The sequence below is a fragment of the Rhizobium sp. F40D2 genome (assembly GCF_051810745.2).
In the GTDB taxonomy this organism is placed as follows: Bacteria; Pseudomonadota; Alphaproteobacteria; order Rhizobiales; family Rhizobiaceae; genus Rhizobium.
The window spans coordinates 1,090,749-1,106,445 of record NZ_CM131436.1 but is presented as its reverse complement, the minus strand read 5'-3'; the positions used below and the strand labels follow the sequence as shown (position 1 = coordinate 1,106,445).

General features: G+C 60.9%; 16 protein-coding genes and 1 pseudogene. 10 read left to right on the top strand and 7 right to left on the bottom strand.

Annotated features, from left to right (window positions below; all coding sequences use genetic code 11):
* Window positions 1-164 precede the first annotated feature (164 nt).
* A complete protein-coding gene (locus ACS4RS_RS05295; protein ID WP_439008417.1) occupies window positions 165-1,415 on the top strand; it encodes an FAD-dependent oxidoreductase in 1,251 nt (416 codons plus the stop codon).
* 53 nt (window positions 1,416-1,468) lie between these two features.
* Entirely contained in the window at window positions 1,469-2,506 is a 1,038-nt protein-coding gene (locus ACS4RS_RS05290; RefSeq protein WP_439008418.1) for a 4-hydroxyproline epimerase, read from the top strand.
* Between the two features lie 39 nt (window positions 2,507-2,545).
* Here the strand turns inward: ACS4RS_RS05290 and ACS4RS_RS05285 are convergent, their stop codons facing one another.
* From ACS4RS_RS05285 to ACS4RS_RS05270, 4 genes are all read right to left on the bottom strand, one after another.
* Window positions 2,546-2,926, bottom strand: a complete 381-nt coding sequence (locus tag ACS4RS_RS05285; RefSeq protein WP_439008419.1) for a TfoX/Sxy family protein — start codon at window positions 2,924-2,926, stop codon at window positions 2,546-2,548.
* On the bottom strand, window positions 2,919-3,281 hold the full coding sequence (locus ACS4RS_RS05280; RefSeq protein WP_439008420.1) for a nuclear transport factor 2 family protein: 363 nt from the start codon (window positions 3,279-3,281) through the stop codon (window positions 2,919-2,921). Before ACS4RS_RS05280 ends, ACS4RS_RS05285 begins: the two co-directional genes overlap by 8 nt.
* A complete protein-coding gene (locus tag ACS4RS_RS05275) occupies window positions 3,278-3,859 on the bottom strand; it encodes a TetR family transcriptional regulator (RefSeq protein WP_439008421.1) in 582 nt (193 codons plus the stop codon). Before ACS4RS_RS05275 ends, ACS4RS_RS05280 begins: the two co-directional genes overlap by 4 nt.
* A gap of 294 nt (window positions 3,860-4,153) precedes the next feature.
* Window positions 4,154-5,701 (bottom strand): EAL domain-containing protein, encoded by a 1,548-nt coding sequence (locus ACS4RS_RS05270; RefSeq protein ID WP_439008422.1) that lies wholly within the window; start codon window positions 5,699-5,701, stop codon window positions 4,154-4,156.
* Window positions 5,702-6,375: 674 nt separating this feature from the next.
* Here ACS4RS_RS05270 and ACS4RS_RS05265 point away from each other — a divergent pair.
* From ACS4RS_RS05265 to ACS4RS_RS05255, 3 genes are all read left to right on the top strand, one after another.
* Window positions 6,376-7,239: an alpha/beta fold hydrolase gene (locus ACS4RS_RS05265; protein ID WP_439008423.1), complete on the top strand. Its 864-nt coding sequence runs from the start codon at window positions 6,376-6,378 to the stop codon at window positions 7,237-7,239.
* Between the two features lie 33 nt (window positions 7,240-7,272).
* Window positions 7,273-8,277: a zinc-binding dehydrogenase gene (locus ACS4RS_RS05260; RefSeq protein ID WP_439008424.1), complete on the top strand. Its 1,005-nt coding sequence runs from the start codon at window positions 7,273-7,275 to the stop codon at window positions 8,275-8,277.
* Window positions 8,278-8,348: 71 nt separating this feature from the next.
* On the top strand, window positions 8,349-9,443 hold the full coding sequence (locus ACS4RS_RS05255) for an N-ethylmaleimide reductase (protein WP_439008425.1): 1,095 nt from the start codon (window positions 8,349-8,351) through the stop codon (window positions 9,441-9,443).
* A 14-nt stretch (window positions 9,444-9,457) separates the two neighbouring features.
* Here ACS4RS_RS05255 and ACS4RS_RS05250 read toward each other — a convergent pair whose 3' ends face one another.
* Complete coding sequence (locus tag ACS4RS_RS05250) at window positions 9,458-10,051, bottom strand: TetR family transcriptional regulator (RefSeq protein WP_439008426.1); 594 nt, start codon at window positions 10,049-10,051, stop codon at window positions 9,458-9,460.
* 228 nt (window positions 10,052-10,279) lie between these two features.
* On the opposite strand from ACS4RS_RS05250, the gene ACS4RS_RS05245 reads away from it, so the two are divergent.
* The gene (locus ACS4RS_RS05245; RefSeq protein WP_439008427.1) at window positions 10,280-11,176 is read left to right on the top strand and encodes an alpha/beta fold hydrolase; all 897 of its coding nucleotides are present in this window, start codon (window positions 10,280-10,282) and stop codon (window positions 11,174-11,176) included.
* 24 nt (window positions 11,177-11,200) lie between these two features.
* On the opposite strand, the pseudogene ACS4RS_RS05240 reads toward ACS4RS_RS05245, so the two are convergent.
* Window positions 11,201-11,404: pseudogene (locus ACS4RS_RS05240) on the bottom strand (transporter); the annotation flags it as partial.
* Window positions 11,405-11,446: 42 nt separating this feature from the next.
* Window positions 11,447-12,502, bottom strand: a complete 1,056-nt coding sequence (locus ACS4RS_RS05235) for a helix-turn-helix domain-containing protein (protein ID WP_439008428.1) — start codon at window positions 12,500-12,502, stop codon at window positions 11,447-11,449.
* Between the two features lie 162 nt (window positions 12,503-12,664).
* Between ACS4RS_RS05235 and ACS4RS_RS05230 the strand changes: the two genes are divergently transcribed.
* The 4 genes from ACS4RS_RS05230 to ACS4RS_RS05215 all read left to right on the top strand — a co-directional run bounded on the left by ACS4RS_RS05230 (window position 12,665) and on the right by ACS4RS_RS05215 (window position 15,697).
* Window positions 12,665-13,543 (top strand): transporter substrate-binding domain-containing protein, encoded by an 879-nt coding sequence (locus ACS4RS_RS05230; protein ID WP_439008429.1) that lies wholly within the window; start codon window positions 12,665-12,667, stop codon window positions 13,541-13,543.
* Window positions 13,544-13,623: 80 nt separating this feature from the next.
* Window positions 13,624-14,376 (top strand): ATP-binding cassette domain-containing protein, encoded by a 753-nt coding sequence (locus tag ACS4RS_RS05225; protein WP_439008430.1) that lies wholly within the window; start codon window positions 13,624-13,626, stop codon window positions 14,374-14,376.
* A gap of 5 nt (window positions 14,377-14,381) precedes the next feature.
* The gene (locus tag ACS4RS_RS05220; RefSeq protein WP_439008431.1) at window positions 14,382-15,041 is read left to right on the top strand and encodes an ABC transporter permease subunit; all 660 of its coding nucleotides are present in this window, start codon (window positions 14,382-14,384) and stop codon (window positions 15,039-15,041) included.
* Window positions 15,038-15,697 carry an ABC transporter permease subunit gene (locus tag ACS4RS_RS05215; protein WP_439008432.1) on the top strand — a complete coding sequence of 220 codons (660 nt, stop codon included), beginning with the start codon at window positions 15,038-15,040 and terminating at the stop codon, window positions 15,695-15,697. Before ACS4RS_RS05220 ends, ACS4RS_RS05215 begins: the two co-directional genes overlap by 4 nt.

Below are 15,697 nucleotides of genomic sequence, written 5' to 3'. Positions count from 1 at the left end.
TGCCGGGAAAAGCGCAAAGCGACTTTCCCAGCGAATTGCGAAAACAAAGAGATAGAGAATTTCCGTGCTTCGGAGAAAACGGAAATTCTCTAGGCATCATTGCCGATCTGATATATCAGGGTGACGAACGGCAATTCTGTCTGCCGTATGGGTGGGTTGACGGCATGGCGGATGAGACGAAGAAGAGGGTTGTTGTCGTCGGCGCAGGCGTGATCGGCGCCTCGATCGCCTTCGAATTGCAGCGGCGTGGCCTTGCGGTGACGCTGATCGACAAAAGCGATCCGGGACGCGGCACGTCTTACGGCAATATGGCGAGCATCGCGCTCGATTTCGTCGCCGGTTCCGGCCCCTCGACCTGGAAGAAAATGCCCGGCTGGCTGCTCGATCCCGAAGGCCCAGTCTGGCTGCGGCCTTCCTATGCGGCAAAGATGCTGCCCTGGTTCCTGCGTTTTCTCGCGGCCGGCCGCCCGTCGCGCCTCCGCGCGATCGAAGATGCCGGCATGAGCCTGTCGCAGCGGGCGCTGAGCGATTTCAGACAGATGCTCGAGGCGATCGGCGCGCCCGAGCTGATGACCGAGGAGGGGTGTCTGGCGATCTATGAGACCGAGGCGGAATTTGCCGCCGACCGCGGCCATCTCGCCATGATGCAGCGCTACGGCCTCGAATTCGAAGTGTTGAGCAACGGCGCCATCCAATATTACGAACCAGCCCTTTCGCCTTCGATCGCCAAGGCCGTGCTGCTCCCCGACAACAAGTCGATCCGCGATCCCTATCAGCTGGTGGTCAAACTCGCCGAGGCGGCCAAAGCCGCCGGCGCGGCCTTCGTCTTCGGTGCGGTGCGGAGTATCGAGCGCAAGGGCGATGGTACCGCCGTCGTTTTGCTTGAAGACGGCAGCCGCATCGAGGCGGATTCCGTCGTGCTTGCCGCCGGCGTCCACACCCGGTTCCTCGCCGAAAAGCTCGGCGAACCGGTCCCGCTCGAGACCGAGCGCGGCTATCACACGCAGATCATGAAGCCGGGCATCGCCATGCGCTATTCGATGATCTGGCCGGCGCGCGCCTTCATGGTGACGCCGACGGCGGGCGGCATCCGGGTCGGCGGCAATGTCGAACTCGCCGGCCTCGATGCCGCTCCGGATTTCCGCCGCCCGCGGGTGCTGGTGCGCCACGCCCAGCGGGCGCTGCCGGGCCTCAAAGTCGAGGAGGCGACGGACTGGATGGGCCATCGCCCGGCGCTGCCCGATACGATCCCGATCATTTCGCCATCCTCGAAAATGCCGGGGGTTTTCTATGCGACCGGCCACGGCCATCTCGGCCTCACCTATGCGGCAACGACCGCGCGGCTGATCGGCGATATGGTGACCGGGCTCAAACCATCCCTCGACATCACGCCGTTCCGCATAGACCGATATTAGGATTTAGTGTCGATGGCCGGCTCGGCCGTCACATCCGAACTGGAGTTTACGACATGAGATGGAAGCGCACGATCCAGCTGCTGGACGTTCATGCCGAAGGCGAGATCGGCCGCGTCGCGATCGGCGGCGTGCCGAAGATCCCCGGCGAGACCATCGCCGCCCAACTGCATTGGTTGAACACCGATCCGAAGGGTGACGAGCTGCGCCGCTTCCTCTGCCTGGAGCCGCGCGGCGCGCCGATCGGCTCGGTCAACCTGCTGCTGCCGGCAAGGCATCCGGAGGCGGACGCCGCCTTCATCATCCTGCAACCCGATCAGGCGCATGCGAGCTCCGGCTCGAACTCGATCTGCGTGACGACGGCTTTGCTCGAATCCGGCATCGTCGAGATGCAGGAGCCGGAGACGATCGTGACGCTGGAAACCGCGGCCGGCCTCGTCAAGGCGGTGGCGACCTGCCGCGACGGGCGCTGCGAGAAGGTTAAGCTCACCATGGTGCCCTCCTTCGTGCACGAACTTGACGTCGAGATCGACACGCCGCATTGGGGAAGGATCAAGGCCGATCTCTGCTATGGCGGCATCTTCTATGCGCTGGTCGATGTCGGCCAGATCGGTTTGACGATCGAAAAGGCCAATGCCGCCGGTCTCGTCCAGGCCGGCATGATCCTGAAAGAACTGATCAACCGCGATATCAAGGTCGTCCATCCCGAGATCCCGGCGATATCAGGCGTCGCCTATGTGATGTTCCGCGATAGCGAAGCCGACGGCACGGTGCGCACCTGCACCACCATGTGGCCGGGCCGGGCCGACCGCTCGCCCTGCGGCACCGGCAATTCCGCCAACCTCGCCGCGCTGCATGCCCGCGGCAAGGCGAAAATCGGCGATATCTTCACCTCGAAATCGATCATCGGCTCCGAGTTCGAGGTCGGGCTGCAGGCGGTGACCGAGGTCGCCGGCCGCCCGGCGGTCATCCCGACCATCACCGGCCGCGGCTTCACCTTCGGCCTGACCCAGGTGGCCCTCGACCCCTTCGACCCGCATCCCGGCGGTTTTGCGCTGACGGATGTCTGGGGACCGTCGGCGGGGGAGATCTGAACGTCCAAAGGCCACGATGGGCCGGGGTGGACATCGGCATCAGCCAGGCAGGCTGACGGCGAGGGTGGCTTTTGAGCTTTTGCGGGCGGGCCGCGGGGTCGCGTCAAATGCGCGCTCAGAGCACCTGCGCAGCAGCGAGGGATCGTCAATCACATGCGCCGGCACCGCATAATAGCGGCGAACCGTCACCTCCCTGCCGGCAGCGCGGTAGCTGAACGGTTCCGAGCCATCTGCCTCGAACTCCGCGCGCATTGCGGCGTCGACGCGCAGATACAACGTCCCCTTCATGACGAATCCGAACTGCGCGCCGTTTCGGACGAGGGCGGATCCACCGAAGAACCGCCTTATATCGATGGCGCCCGGTGGGGCGATCTGGCTCGCAAAATCGAGCGCCAGGCTCCGCGTCGCCTCGCTACCCATGGTGCTGCCCTGCCAGAGGATCGAAGAAGCCGGTGATCGCGCTGAGCCGGCCATCGGACATCGCCGCGAAACTTGTCCCCGTTTGCAGCACGGTCTCGTCTTGGTGGCGCAGTTCCCAGCGTGCCAGCGAACGTTCATTATGATGGAGGACACTCAATATAATGAACCGGCCTGCCGGTACGCTCTCCTTGAAGCCGGCCATGTAAGCCGAAAGGCCGGCTCGCCCGGCGATCGCTCCATTCGGATCGCAATAGGTTACATCGTCGGCGAGGCAAGCCGACATTTCCGGCTCGTGCGCGTCAGCGTCCAGCGACCAGATGGCCGCATATCGATTCCATAGCGCCTCAGGCGTCATAACAGTGTCTCCAGTTGATTGAATTCGTCTTCGATCGCCTGCCGCAGGCTGGCTTTGTCTTCGCCGCCGCGAATGAGCACGAGGAGGCCTTGATAAAGGGCAAGGAGACGGACGGCTGTCCTGTCCGCCTTGGCTTCGTCCGTATCTCTGGCCAAGGTCGACGGCTCGCCGAGCCTCGAGCGGAACGTGCTGCGAAGGAGACCGAGCGCTGCCTCGACGCGGGGATGCGTTTTGACGTCACCGCCGAATTCCACAGCCATGTTGGTGATCAGGCAACCCAGGGCGGCATCGCCGGGCTCATGCAGCAGCGAGAGGAACAGTTCGCGCAAGCCTTTAAGGCCGCTCCCCGGCGGCGCAAATCGCTCGATCCGCCCCTCCAGGACCGTCCGGTTATAATGCCTGAACGCCGCGTCGAAGAGGCCGGCCTTGTCGCCGAAGGCGTGATAGATGCTCCCGCCTTTGAGGCCCGTCGCCTCTTCGAGGTCTCGGATCGATGCGCCTTGATAGCCGCGCTTGCGAAAGACGTGCATCGCCCCCTTCAGCACCGCCTCCTCATCGAATTCCCGCGCTCTGCCCACACTTCCCTCGATTCTTTATTGATCGTTCTAGAATGACTGATCAAGAATGCGATTGCAACCGTCTTTCGTGGGTTCTTCGAAAATTCCACGTCCGGTCGCCTTTGCTCATGCCGGGTGCGCTGCATCGCGCTTTCGGATGGGACAGGATGACGTTAGCAGAGCAGAAATCCTGGCTGTATTTGCATAGAGCCTGGGCTCTCTGCGGGCGTTCGGGGCGCGAAATATTGGCGTCTGAACGAAGCTTTGTGGAGCGCCAACCTCTCCTTCGGCCCGAAAGGCGAACGGATCATCCCATCAACCGCGTTGCAAAATCCTGGTGCCGACCTGATCTGCTGTGATTTCCTCGAAGGGCGCCGGTCTGCCGAGCAGATATCCCTGGCCGATGTCGCAACCGAGATCCTGAAGCCGCTGAAGCTGGCTCTCCTCTTCGATGCCTTCGGCCGTGATCGTGACGCCAAGTCCGGCACCGAGAGCGATAATGGCCTTGATCACCTTGTCCTGCTTGTCGTTGGTCTCGAACGAGGCGACGAAACTCCTGTCGATCTTGATCTTGTCGAAGCGGTAGTTGGAGAGCTGGGAAAGGCTGGAATAGCCCGTTCCGAAATCGTCGAGCGCAATCCTGACCCCCGCATTCACCAGATCGTCGAGGACGATCCGTGCGGTGACGGCGTCTTGGATGATGGCGCTTTCCGTCACCTCAAGCTCGACCCTGTGCGCGGGCAGGCCGACCTCGCCCAATATTTTCAGAATTCTGAGGCCCAGCAACCGGTCGCTCAGTTGGATCGGAGAAAGGTTGAACGACAGGACAAGCTCGCTTGGCCAGGAAAGCGCATCGGTGCAGGCGCTGCGAAGCAACTGATCCGTCAGCTCGACAATCAGACCGGCTTCCTCTGCCACCGGAATAAACTCGCTCGGCGGGATGAATACGCCGGAAGCCGTTTTCCAGCGCGCCAGCGCCTCAAAGCCGATAATCTTGTTCGCCTTCAGGTCCACCAGCGGTTGGTAATAGGGAACGATCTCAGTGTTCCTGATCGCCGCGCGCAGATCCCCCTCTATTCGAACCCGTTTCGCCAGCTCGTCCTGCATCGAAGGCACGAAGGGGTTCACCAGATTGCGCCCCTGCTTTTTCGCCACATGCATCGCGCAGTCCGAATGCCGGATGACTTGACCGAGGTCGTCGCCGTCTTCCGGATAAAGTGCGAAGCCGACACTGGCACCGAGGTCAACGGCGACGCCATTGAAGGTGAACGGTTTGCCGATCACGCTGACGATGCGTTTCGCCAAAGCCGCAAGATCGGGATGTCCAGTTCGCCGCGACAGAACGACGAATTCGTCTCCGCCAAGGCGGAAAACATGCTCACGGGGAAAGAGGGCGGAGAGCCGCTGCGCAACCGTCTTCAGCACCGCATCGCCGTGATCGTGCCCCAGCAAGTCATTGACCTTCTTGAAGCCGTCGAGATCGATGCTGAACACGGCATAGATTTCGTGCGCCCTTTCATCGACCATCGCCTGCGCGCATATCGAATCCAGAAATCTGCGGTTGGGCAACTCGGTCAGCGTGTCGTGGCAGGCAATCCAGTCGACGTTCTTTTCGGCCTGCAGCCTGCGATTGACTTCGCTGGAAAGATCCCGGATCCGCAGTGCGGAATAAACGAGCCCCAGAAAGCCGGAGATGTTCAGGGCAAGAAGCGCGTGATCAAGCGGATAGTCGTGGTGCTGCTCGATGAACTCATCCAGCCCCTCATGCCAATGGAAGCGCCAGGATAGGCAGAAGAGAAGCAGGAAGATCACGAGCCAGGCCAGTATCTCCATCTGGGGTCTGGTCGCTTGGATGCGAGGCATAGGAACAGGCTCCTGTTGTGTGAAGAGCCATCATGGCCGGTTCATAACCGCATCGTTCCTGGCGGTGGTCGAAGACCGCCACAACTCATTCGGGCGGAACTATGAGAGCCGGCTTGCCGTCATTGATCAAGCGCGCACCCGCACGTCCAAAGATATCTCTGAACGTCCAAGGTTAACGGCGGATTGTCTGGAGGAAGGTGCGGGCATTTCGCTGCGCTTAGTGGATAGACTTCCCGCAAATCGGACTTCGCCACGCTCGACTAGGCGGATCTCAAGCATGTCGCGCAAAACGGCGCAGCGGTTTTCAGCAAGGACGTGCAGGAACAAAGATCTGAAACGCAAGGAGCGTTTGAAAGATAGCGAGACGCTTGAGGTGCCTGAGTCGCCGGGAAAACGGCTAAGCGTTTGGCCTCCAGCCCGTGGTTCACAGGTAGGGCTATCGATTCAGTCCAGAAAATTCCGCTTGACAAATTTGATGACGAATATCATTAATCATCTATGATGATGATTGTCATTAAACTGAGTGACCGAAGCTGGCGGCTTTGCCGCAAAGGTCGGCGTTCGCAATAAAGCGTAAGGCAATGGCGATGATTGGGGTGAAGGTGCGCCCGGCATCGAGCTGCATCGGCAAGGCTCTGAAGCATGCCGGTTCAGGCCGGATAATGGAGTAAACCATGAACGCGACGATAAGATACCTTCGGTCTGCCACCTGCTACGCCGAGGCGCCAAATCTCTGGGTCAATGTTGGGGAGACGCCTTTCGTCTATCGCGACCTCGGTCCCCAAGGCGGCGTGCCGGTCATTCTTCTCAACCATTGGGGCGCGGTGTTGGACAATTTCGATCCCCGGATTGTCGATGGTCTGGCCAGCAAGCATCACGTAATCGCGATCGATTACCGAGGTATCGGCGCCTCAGGCGGCACGGCCCCTGTGACCATCGACGAGATGGCGCGCGACGCGATCGCGTTGATCCGAGCGCTTGGGTTCAAACAAGTCGATCTGCTCGGTTTTTCCCTTGGGGGATTTGTCGCGCAGGACATCGTGCTGAAGGCGCCGGACCTTGTGCGGAAACTCATTTTGACTGGAACGGGCCCGGCCGGCGGAAAAGGGATAGAGAAGGTCGGAGCCGTGTCCTGGCCGCTGATGATCAAGGGTCTGCTGACGCTGAGCGACCCGAAAACCTATTTGTTTTTCACCTCCACCGCCAATGGTCGCCGAGCCGCGAAAGCCTTTCTCGATCGCCTGAAAGAGCGCAAGTCGGGCAGGGACAAGGGCCCGACTCCGAAGGCCTTCCTGCGGCAACTCAAGGCGATCAGGGCCTGGGGGCGGCAGGCGCCTCAGGATCTCGGCCGTATCACTATCCCGGTCCTGATCGCCAATGGCGACAGTGATATCATGGTCCCGACGGTCAACAGCACCGATATGGCCAGACGCATTCCGGGCGCGCAACTGGTTATCTACGACGACGCCGGACATGGTGGGATCTTCCAGAACCACGCCGATTTCGTGCCGAAGGCTTTGTCCTTCCTTGCAGCCTGACATCCCAACAGACTTCGAATTGGAGAAAGCCTCATGAAGGCATTCGTCGTTGATAAGTACAAAAAGAAGGGCGCTTTGCGCCTGGCCAGCCTGCCGGAACCTGAATTGCAGGACAATGATGTCCTTGTCCGGATTCAGGCCACGGCCGTAAACCTTCTGGACTCCAAGCTGCGGGACGGAGAGTTCAAGATTATTCTTCCCTATCGTCCGCCCTTCGTCCTGGGCCACGACGTTGCCGGAACGGTTGTCAGGGCGGGACCGAGGGTCAGGCGGTTCAAGGTGGGTGACGAGGTCTATGCACGGCCGCGCGATCATCGGGTCGGCACATTCGCCGAATTCATCGCCATCGATGAAGCCGATGTGGCGCTGAAACCAAACAACCTCAGCATGGCCGAAGCGGCGTCCATCCCGCTGGTGGGGCTGACCGCGTGGCAGGCGCTGGTCGAGGTGGGCAAGGTGAAGCCCGGCCAGAAGGTCTTCATTCAGGCCGGTTCCGGCGGTGTCGGGACTTTCGCCATTCAGCTCGCCAAGCATCTTGGCGCGATGGTGGCGACGACGACCAGCGCTGGAAATGCCGAGCTCGCCAAAAGTCTCGGGGCGGATGTGATTGTCGACTACAAGAGCCAGGATTTTGAGAAGGTCTTGTCGGGCTATGATCTGGTGCTGAACAGTCAGGATCCGAAGACGCTTGAAAAATCACTGGCTGTGCTGAAGCCGGGTGGCCGGCTCATCTCCATTTCCGGTCCGCCCGATCCTGCTTTCGCCAGGGAACTCGGCCTGAACCTGTTTCTGAAACTGGTGCTGCGCTTGCTGAGCCGAGGGGTTCGGAAAAAGGCCAAGCGTCTCGGCATAGGCTATTCATTCCTGTTCATGCGCGCCGAGGGGCGGCAGTTGAATGAGATCACGCGCCTGATCGAACAAGGCGTGATCCGGCCGGTCGTCGACAAGGTCTTCCCGTTTGAAAAAACCGGCGATGCGCTGGCTTATGTCGAGACCGGGCGTGCAAAGGGCAAGGTGGTCATCACGGTCGCAGACTGAGGTCGACCTGACCGACGCGGCGTGCGTTGCGAGACGAACGCGAGAAATAATTCCAACTCTGAAAGCCAAAAATGACTAGCAAGACACTCTTTGAACCCTTCGTACTCGGCTCTCTCACACTATCCAACCGCATCGTCATGGCGCCATTGACGCGCAACAGAGCGGGTGCCGGGTTTGTGCCGGGCGATCTGATTGCCGAATATTATGCTCAACGGGCCTCGGCAGGCCTGATCATCTCGGAGGCGACCCAGATTTCGCAGCAGGGTCAAGGCTACCAGGACACGCCCGGCATATACACGCAGGCGCAGATCGACGGCTGGCGCAAGGTGACCGATGCGGTGCATGCCAAGGGCGGCCACATCTTCCTGCAGCTCTGGCATGTCGGTCGGGTATCGCATGTCGACCTACAGCCGAATGGGCAGCCCCCGGTGGCGCCTTCCGCGATCAAGGCCGAAACCAAGACCTTTGTGAACAACACCTTTGTCGACGTGTCGGCACCTCGGGCGCTCGAATTGCATGAGATCTCCGGCATCGTCGAGGATTTCCGCCGGGCCGCCGCCAATGCCATTGCCGCCGGGTTCGATGGTGTCGAAATTCACGGCGCCAACGGCTATCTGCTCGACCAGTTCGCCAGGGACGGAGCCAACACCCGCACTGACGCCTATGGCGGCTCGATCGAAAACCGGGCACGGCTGATGCTCGAGGTGACGGCGGCGGTCATTAAGGAAGTGGGAGCGAAGCGTACCGGAGTTCGGATTTCACCGGTGTCGCCGGCCAACGGAATATCAGCAACCGATCCGCAGGCGCAGTTCAACTACATCGTCGAGAAGCTCGACGAGATGGGCATTGCCTACCTCCATGTTGTCGAAGGTGCGACGGGCGGGCCGCGCGATGTTGCGCCCTTCGATTACGAGGCGCTTCGCCGCAGGTTCAGGAACACTTACATCGCCAATAACGGTTACGATCGGGAACTCGCGACGGCCAGGCTGGAGCAGGGGCTGGCGGACCTGTTTGCCTTCGGCAGGCCGTTCATCGCCAACCCGGATTTTGTCAAACGCCTGAAAATCGGTGCATCGCTGGCCAATCTCGATATGGCGACGCTCTATGGCGGCGGCGCGGCGGGCTATACGGACTATCCCGAAATAACCGAACCGGTTAGCGCTTGACGGCATAGGGCCGCCTATACGGCGGCCCTATTATCCCGGGTCCGATTTTCGATGGCGTCGCGGCAATCCGCCCGGCAGGCATCGAGCAGTTCGTCCGCCAGCGGGGAATCATCCGGGCAGGCCCTCGACAACACGATCGCTCCGACAGCCTGAGCAAGGATGGTGATGGCCTGCGCGCGGTCTCCGGTGTCGGAAACGTGGTGTCGTGCAATGCCGTCCTCGATTGCGCGCACCAGTCTATCTATTCCCGCAGCAAAAACGGCCTTGGTTTCCTCAGGCTGCCGAGCTGCGTCGCAGCTCAGCGCTGCAGCGGTGCACCCCTGGCCGCGTCCATCCCGGTGTTCGCGCGCGAGATAAAGTTCCATGACGGCGAGCACGTCATAACCGGCATAGCGCTGCAAGGTCTCGTTCAAGCCATTCTCGGTCGACTCCGCGATCAAATCCTCCTTGGAGCGGAAGTGATTGTAGAAGCCGCCATGGGTGAGCCCCGCGCGCTCCATCAACTCCGCCACCCCGACGCCATCGAACCCGCGCTCGCGAAACAGCTCCGACGCCGTGGAGATAATCCGTTGGTAGTTTTCCTGTTTCTTTTCCTTGGTGATCCGCACTTTACAGCCCTTTCGACCGCAATGCCCGAACTATGATGTCAGCTATCATTATAGCTTGACTTATTGATGATGTATATCATTAATAATTGCGACCGTCATAGGCTCGCGTCTTGTCGCAGGCGCTCGATCTCATCGCGCCGAGCCTCTCGTCGAGATTGAGGGTAGCCCTCTCGCAGGCAGGCGCCCTGGCTTTTGAGGTATTGTATTCGGGGTAAAAGGGAGGGATGGATGTTTGACGGCTTTGAAAGCGGACGCGTCACCGTCGGCGAGACCGAGATCGCTTATGTCGCTGCGGGTGAGGGAGAGCCGGTGCTGATGCTGCATGGCTTTCCGCAGACCAAGGCACTTTGGGCACGGATCGCACCGGAGCTGGTCGCGCTCGGATATCGGGTGATCTGTGCTGATCTGCGCGGCTATGGCGCCTCCGGCAAGCCACTGGCTCGAGCTGGTCTGGCCAACTACAGTTTCCGCGCAATGGCAGCCGATCAGCTTGGTTTGATGAAAGCGCTTGGACACGCGCGGTTTCATCTCGTCGGTCACGACCGTGGAGCTCGGGTCGCGTATAGGCTGGCCCTTGATCATCCTGCGGCTGTGGCCAGCGTCACTCTGATGGATATCGTGCCGACTGCCGTCATGTTAACCGACCTGCGCAGAGACGTCGCTCAAAGCTACTGGCATTGGTTCTTCCTCGCGCAACCTGCACCATTCCCGGAGCGAATGATCGAAGCGAATCCCGATCTCTTTTATGAAGCCTGCCTCTTCGGATGGGGCGCGGCGGGTCCGCAGGATTTCGATGCTGAACAGCTCGCTGCTTATCGGGCCTCATGGCATGATGCCGAAGCGATTGCCGGTGGCTGCAACGATTACCGAGCGGCGCTGGCCGTCGATCTCGCCGACGATCTGGCGGAGCAGGGGAGACGCATATCCACGCCCGCTTTGATCCTGTACGGCGCCTCTGGCGCAATGGCCAAACTCTATGATCTCCCAGCCACTTGGGCGGATCGCTGCACGACCATCGATGCCCGAGCTGTGCCAGGCGGGCATTTTTTCCCAGACTCCGCGCCGGTCGAGGTTTCAAAACACCTGGCTGCGTTTTTCAGTCGTCATCTTTTTGCTCATGGATGACTCCCCCGACGCGCAGTCGGGCGCTCAGGGCCGCAGCAGCTGGATGATGTTGGCGTAGAGCCTGGGCTCTGCGGTCTGATCACCGCATGGGCGGCCTTCACCCGGCCGTAGAAATCCGGGCCGAGCAGCGGCACCACCTGCCGGTGGGGCGCAGCAGTCGATCATTTCCCCATGCACCGGGTCGAGCTTGTCGCGCTCGGCCTTGACGGTCGAGCGGAAGATTGCTTCGGGGAGGGCGCGCCGTGTTCTTTGAGGCGAAGCCGAAATCCCTTACCTCAATTGCCGCGGCGACTGGTTGAATTTCTGGCGGAAAGCGGTTGCGAAATGTGCGGCATCCGAAAAGCCGGTCTCGAAGGCGATCTGCGTCATCGAGAGCGTGCTGTTCTCCACCAGAAAGCGGGCGTAACGCAGGCGGGTCTCGATGATGAACCGCTTCGGAGTCATGCCGATGCCTTGCTGGAACAAGCGCCCGAACTGACGCGGCGACAGCCCGATCATGCTGGCTGCCTGCTCGGGTGATACGTCGCGCCCCTTGCGGCTCTCGATCAAAACGACTGAGCGCTGAATTCGCGAATCCTCGACATGTCGAAAGCTGGAAACCCGGCCTTGGTCGAAAGCGCTCAAGCCCTTGTGCTCGGTCAGCGACAGCTGGTGAACTGCCTTGGCGGCTCGGTCGGGACCGCAATGGGTGCCAATGAGTTCCGTCATCAGCGACAGGATCGAGACGCCGCCGGGAACGGTGATGCGGCCGTTCTCGATCAGGAAGTCGTCGCGCGTCGAGAATGCCTGGCGCGGAAAGGCGATCTTGAAATCCTCGGCATGGAAGGGATGAACGGAGGCTTTGCGCCCGGTCAGCAGGCCTTCTTGGGCGAGTACGAAGACGCCGGTGCAGACGCCGATCACCGGGACTCCGGCGGATGCGGCGACCCGCAGGTAGTCGCGATGCTTGCTGGGTGCCGCGCGCAAATGCGGCAGGAGGCCGCCGATGACGGCGATATAGTCGAAGTCCGTCGGGTTGATATAGGGCGCATCGGCCTGCACGCGGATGCCGCAGCTCGCCACCGCAGCGTGGCCCGGCGCTCCCATGATCGACCAGCGGCAATGCAGGGGCCGGGAGTTGTCGGCGAAATCGGCCGCATGCCGCAAGGGCTCGACGATCCCGGTCAGCGACATCATCGGGAAGCTCGGCCAGAGCAGAATGCCGATGGAGAGATCGGCCTTGCGGTCTCGGGCGGCCAAAAGCCGTTCGCCCCACAAACCATCGAGCCAGCGGACATAGTCCGGCTCGATGGCAGCTGCATCTGAAAGGCTGGCGTCTGTGTTCATGGCGGCCGACCTTACGGCAGCCATGTCGCTATTTCAAAGAAAATGTCCGATTTCTAAAATTCAGCGCCGCTTTTCGGTGGCAAGCTCTCTCTCGTCGAACTCGACATCCGGCGACAAGACCCGCCGGACCGGGGAACCAAAAACAGATCAAGGATCAGAACAATGGCACTTTCTCTTTCGAGAAGGGTGGTGATGTGCGCGCTGCTGGCAGGCAGCTTCATGGCATCGGCACCGCTCGCAAACGCATTCGAACTTGCCGAGCAGGGCAAGCTGACGGTCGCCTTTACGGGAGACATGCCGGGCTCCGGCTGGCAGGACGGCAAGCTGATCGGTTACGATGGCGAGATCATGCAGCGCATCGCCGACAAGCTCGGCCTCAAGATACAACCGGCCCTGATGGAATGGTCGGGCACGATCGCCTCCGTGCAATCCGGTCGCGTCGACGTGATGCTCGGCACGATGGGTTGGACCGAGAAACGCACGAAGATCATGACGTTGTCCGAGCCGATCCATTATTTCAAGAACGGCATCATGCAATCGAACAAGACCAACTGGGTTAAGCTTTCCGACCTGGAAGGCAAGAAGGTCGGCACGATCACTGGCTTCTCCTTTGTCCCGGAACTGAAGACGATCAAGGGCATTGAACTCTCGCTCTACGACACCTCCGACGCTGCCGTGCGCGATCTCATCGCCGGGCGTATCGATGCCGTCATCGGCGACCCGCCGGTGGTTTCCTACGCCATCAAGCAGAATCCGGATTGGAACATGCACTTCCTCGCCTTCACGGATAACAGTCTGGATTTCCCGCTGCTCACCGGGCTCGGTCAGGTCGTCTACGGTCTCAACCAGAAGAACGACGATCTGCGCCAGAAGATGGACGCGATCATCGCCGATATGTGGAAGAGCTGTGAGATGAAAGAGATCGGCGCCCGCTACGGATTGTCCGCCGATGTCTGGTTCAAGCCGGTAGGCGCAAACTTCCGTGCCGGCGTCGACCGCCCCGGCGATTACAAGCTTCCCTCCTGCGCAGCCGGCGGCTGACCCGGCTGACGGATGAAGGCTGCGGCAAGCGGCTTTCATCCGACCTCTTCGCCAAGACACAACAGCATAAGGAAACGGCGATGAATGCGCTTTTAAGCGTGGCGGGCCTGCGCAAGAGTTATGGCCCTGTCGAGGTCCTGAAGGGGATCGATTTTACCGTCGCACCCGGTGAGAAGATTGCCCTGATCGGCCCCTCGGGCTCCGGGAAATCGACCTGTCTGCGCTGCATGAATTTTTTGGAGAAACCGAGTGCCGGTGAGATCTGCCTCGATGGCGAGCGGATCGGCGTTCGCAACGGCCAGGTGATGAGAGACCGGCAGCTTGCGCCACAGCGCGCCGAGATGGGCATGGTTTTCCAGCTCTTCAATCTCTGGCCGCATCTCTCGGTGACGGAAAACGTTGCGATCGCCGCACGCAAGGTCCGCGGCCTGTCTGCCCCCGAGGCGCGCGAATTGGCCCTGGAGATGTTGGCGAAAGTGCACATGACGCACCGCGCCGATGCCTCACCGCTGGAGCTGTCCGGCGGCCAGCAGCAGCGTGTGGCCATCGCCCGGGCACTCGCCCAGAAGCCGAAACTCATGCTTTTCGACGAACCGACCTCAGCCCTGGATCCCGAACTGGTCCATGAAGTTCTCAAAGTGATGGAAGAACTCGCCGCCGAAGGACGCACCATGCTGATCGTCACGCACGAGATTGCCTTTGCCCGCGACATCGCCGACCGGGTGCTGTTCCTCGACGGCGGAAAGATCGTCGAGGCCGGACCGGCGCGCCAGGTTATTACCGCGCCGCGCGAAGAACGCACGCAAGCCTTTCTCAACAAGATCCGGCACTAGGCGCCATGAGCGGATTCTCGCTATTCTTCTCCGTCGCCCAGGGGCTCGCCGCCGGACTTGGGGTAACCGTCCTGGTGACGCTGGCCTCGCTGGCTTTTGCAATCGGCATCGGCTTCTTTCTCGCCCTCATCAGGCAATTCGCAGCGATCAGGGTCGTCAATGTGGTGATCGATGCCTATTGCGAAATCCTCTGCAACGTGCCGGCCCTGACGCATCTGTTCATCCTCTATTTCGGGCTTGCCAGCATTGGCGTCAGGCTGACGTCGATTACCGCCGCCATTCTGGGCCTCGGGCTGATCGGCGCAGCCATTACCTCGTCGATCTTCCGCGCCGGTTTCGCCTCTTTGCCAAAAGGCCAGGCGGAGGCGTCGCTGGCTGCAGGTCTGACGCCGCTCCAGACGATTTTCGAAATCTTGACGCCGCAGGCCATGCGGATCGCCCTGCCGGCGCTCGGGAATTACGCGGTGCAACTCCTCAAGGACACCTCCGTCGTCTCGGCCATCGCAGCGCCTGAAATCATGTTCTTCGCCCGCTCCATGGTCACCTCGTCCTTCCAGACAACGATGATCTACGCGACCGCGGCGGCACTTTATCTGCTGCTGAGCCTGCCATTGATGCAGGCGACGCGATTCCTTGAAAGACGTTACGGGAGACTGAAAGGATGAGCGGGTTTTTCGCACCCTACCGCGACTATGGTGGCGAATGGCTGCCCTTGTTGTTGCGGGCAATGATGAATACGGCAGCGCTTTCCGTGTGCGCCTTTGCTCTGGCGCTCGTGCTCGGTCTGCTGCTTTCGCTGTGCCAGAGATCAGGTTTCACAGCGCTACGGCATTTCGCGGCGCTTTATGTGACGGTCGTGCGCGGCGTGCCGCTGCTCGCGGTGCTGTTTCTGCTTTACTTCGGCCTGCCGGGCATTGGGATCGTCTTCGATGCTTTCGGCGCGGCGATCGCAGGTTTGGCGCTGTGTTTTGCGGCTCAGATCGCCGAACTCTTCCGGGCCGGACTGAAGGCGATCCCGGCGGGGCAGGGCGAGGCGGCACTGGCCGTCGGTCTCACCCCGGTTCAGAGCTTCCGGCTGATCATCTTCCCGCAGGTGGTCCGCGTCATCCTGGCCCCGATGATCGTCACATTCGTCGCGCTTCTCAAGGATTCCTCGCTCGCATCGCTCATCACCGTCAACGAACTGGTTCTGACCGGCCGGGCGATGGCGACCGAATATTTCCTGCCGCTGCAGATCTATGTGGCGGTCGGCCTCTGCTATTTCGCGATCGCCTGGCCGTTTTCGGTCGTCTCCCGCCGGCTTGCCGTGCCCGCCCGCTAA